The 3,238-nt window shown below is 76.4% G+C and carries 3 protein-coding genes and 1 pseudogene; all 4 read left to right on the top strand.

The window, feature by feature from the left end; all coding sequences use genetic code 11:
• Nucleotides 1–235, top strand: a pseudogene (locus Q0195_RS00120) (glycosyltransferase family 9 protein); the annotation flags it as partial.
• Nucleotides 232–1,191 (top strand): glycosyltransferase, encoded by a 960-nt coding sequence (locus Q0195_RS00125; protein WP_299272943.1) that lies wholly within the window; start codon nt 232–234, stop codon nt 1,189–1,191. The pseudogene Q0195_RS00120 and the gene Q0195_RS00125, both read left to right, overlap by 4 nt.
• A gap of 85 nt (nt 1,192–1,276) precedes the next feature.
• Nucleotides 1,277–2,422 (top strand): glycosyltransferase, encoded by a 1,146-nt coding sequence (locus Q0195_RS00130; protein ID WP_366518062.1) that lies wholly within the window; start codon nt 1,277–1,279, stop codon nt 2,420–2,422.
• Nucleotides 2,419–3,238, top strand: an 820-nt coding sequence (locus tag Q0195_RS00135) for an SIS domain-containing protein (RefSeq protein WP_299272946.1), incomplete at its 3' end; no start/stop codon positions are given. The genes Q0195_RS00130 and Q0195_RS00135, both read left to right, overlap by 4 nt.

Genomic DNA, 3,238 nt, shown 5'->3' on the forward strand with positions numbered 1-3,238 from the left:
CCTTGCGGCGGCGGTTGGCACCCCGGTGGTCTCCCTCTTCTCCCCGGTCGTGCCGGCGGAGGGCTGGGCGCCCTACGGCGTGCCGGTGGTCGTCCTCGGTGACCAGGCCGCGCCGTGCCGCGGCTCCCGGGCCCGCGAGTGCCCGGTGCCCGGACACCCCTGTCTCACGGGCATCCCACCGGAGCGGGTGGTCGCGGCCGTCCGGTCGCTCGTCCCGCAGGAGGTGACGGTGTGAGGATCGCGATCTGGCACGTCCACGGCTCGTGGCACACCCCCTTCGTCACCGGCCCCGACGAGTACCTCCTCCCGGTGCTGCCCGACCGCGGGCCCGACGGCCGCGGTCGCGCCCAGAGCTGGGACTGGCCGGCGAGCGCCCGCGAGCTCGCCCCCGAGCAGCTGCGGGCGGAGGGCTGCGACGTCGTCGTCCTCCAGCGGCCGCACGGGGTCGCCCTCTTCGAGGAGTGGACCGGACGCCGTCCCGGCGTCGACGTCCCGGCCGTCTACGTCGAGCACAACACCCCGGCGGGCGACGCGGTGCGCACCCGCCACCCGCTCGCCGACCGGAGCGACATCCCGGTCGTCCACGTCACCCACTTCAACGCCCTCATGTGGGACACCGGGCGCGCCCCCACACGCGTGGTGGAGCACGGCGTGCTCGACCCCGGCCACCTCTACACCGGCGCGGAGGAGCGCCTCGGCGTCGTCGTCAACGAGCCGGTACGCCGCTGGCGGGTGGCGGGCACCGACATCGTCGTCGACCTGTCGCAGCGCGTCCCGGTGACGGTCTACGGGATGGGGATGGACGCCCTCGCCGAGCGCGCCCCCCACCTCACCGGCCACCTGCACGAGAACGTCCGGCAGGACCGGATGCACCGGCTGCTCGCCCGTCAGCGCGCCTACCTCCACCCCTACCGGTGGACCTCGCTCGGGCTCTCGCTCATCGAGGCGATGATGCTCGGCCTGCCCGTCCTCGCCCTGGCGACGACGGCGGCCCCCGGGGCGGTCCCGGCAGACGCGGGCGTGGTCTCGGGCGACCCGGACGTGCTGGAGCAAGCGGCGCAACGCTGGCTCGCCGACCCCGACGAGGCGCGGGAGCGCGGCCAGGCCGCCCGCCGGCACGCCACTCACGCCTTCGCCGTCGACCGCTTCCTGGCCGACTGGCAGTCACTGCTCGAGGAGGTAGTCGGATGAGGGTCGCCATGGTCTCCGAGCACGCCAGCCCGCTGGCGGCGCTCGGGGGGAGGACGCCGGCGGGCAGAACGTCCACGTCGCGGCGCTGGCGACGGCGCTCGCCCGCCGCGGCCACGACGTCGCCGTCTACACCCGGCGGGACGACCCGGACCTGCCCGAACGCGTCGAGATGCTGCCCGGCGTCCAGGTGGTCCACGTCCCGGCCGGGCCCGCCCGGGTGCTGCCGAAGGACCACCTGCTGCCGTTCATGCCCGCGCTCGGGCGGTGGCTCGCCGACCACTGGCGGCGGCGCGGGGCGCCCGACGTCGTCCACTCGCACTTCTGGATGTCCGGGTTGGCGGCGCTCGTGGCGACGGCGGCGGTGCGGGTGCCGGTCGTGCACACCTACCACGCGCTGGGCACCGTGAAGCGGCGCCACCAGGGTGCCAAGGACCCCAGCCCGCCGAGCCGGCTCACCGACGAGGTGCGGATCGGCACCGAGGTGGACCTCGTCGTCGCCACCTGCCGCGACGAGCTCGCCGAGCTCACCGCGATGGGGGTCGACCCCGCCCGCGTGCGGATCGTGCCCTGCGGTGTGGACGTCCGGCTCTTCAGCCCCGACGGCGAGCGGTACCCGCCGCGCGGTACCACCCCGTTCCGCCTGCTCTCCGTCGGCCGCCTCGTCGAACGCAAGGGGGTGGACACGGTCATCGCCGCCCTCCCGCTGCTCCCGGACGCCGAGCTGCTCGTCGCCGGTGGCCCGGTGCGCTCCCGCATCCACACCGACCCCGAGGCCGTCCGGCTGCACGCACTGGCGGCCGAGCTCGGGGTGGCAGACCGGGTGCACGTGGTCGGCTCCGTGCCCCGCACCGACATGCCGGCGCTCATCCGCTCCGCCGACGTCGTCGTCGCGACGCCGTGGTACGAGCCGTTCGGGATCGTGCTGTTGGAGGCGGCCGCCTGTGGACGTCCGCTCGTCGGCAGCGCGGTGGGCGGCCTGCTCGATTCCGTGGACGACGGACGCACCGGCCTGCTCGTGCCGCCGCGCGACCCGGTCGCGCTCGCCGCCGCGGTCACCGCGCTGCTCGCCGACCCGGCACGCCGCACCGCCGTCGGTGCGGCCGCCCGCGCCCGCGCCGAGGACCGGTTCAGCTGGCGGCAGGTCGCCACGGCGACCGAGTCCGCGTACGTCGACGTCGTTGCCCCGCACGCCCGACAGGCGGCGGACCACGCGCGGGAGGTGACGGCATGACCGCCCGGGACTGGCTCGACGAGCACCGCACGGAGCTGGACTCCGCGCTCGACCTCCTCCACCGGCACGCCGCCACTGTCGAGGAATGGGGCCGGGAGCTGGCCCACCGGCTCCCCGCGGGCGCCCGGCTGCTCGCCGCGGGCAACGGCGGCAGCGCCGCCGAGGCACAGCACCTCACCTCCGAGCTGGTCGGCCGCTTCCTCCACGACCGTCGCGCCTTCTCGGCGATCTCGCTGTGCGCCGAGTCCTCCAGCCTGAGCGCGATCGTCAACGACTACGGCGCGGAGGAGATGTTCGCCCGCCAGGTCGAGGGACACGGCCGGCCCGGCGACGTCCTCGTCCTGCTGTCCACCTCCGGCACCAGCCCGAACGTCCTGCGCGCCGCCGCGCGTGGGCGCGCGCTCGGGCTGACCGTGTGGGGTCTGACGGGACCGGCCCCGAACCCGCTCGCCGCGCTCTGTCACGACGCGCTGAGCATCACCGCCCCCTCCACCGCCGCGGTCCAGGAGGGCCACCTGGTGGCCGTCCACGCCCTGTGCGCCGCGGTCGACCGCCACCTCGGCGTCACCCCGGCACCGCCCCAGCCCGGATCACGGCCCGCCGAGCCGACCGGCGGCGCAGCCGTGGGAGGTGCCACCGGCCGCCCACGCCAGGCGCCCCGGGAGGGGGACTCCCGGCCGCACGTCGTCGTGGGGGACGTGCTGCTGGACGCAGACGTCGAGGGCGTCGTCGACCGGTTGTGCCCCGACGCGCCCGCCCCCGTCCTCGACGTGCGCGCCACCCGCCACAGCCCGGGCGGCGCCGGCCTCGCCGCGC

The organism is uncultured Georgenia sp. (genome assembly GCF_937958535.1).
In the GTDB taxonomy this organism is placed as follows: Bacteria; Actinomycetota; Actinomycetes; order Actinomycetales; family Actinomycetaceae; genus Oceanitalea.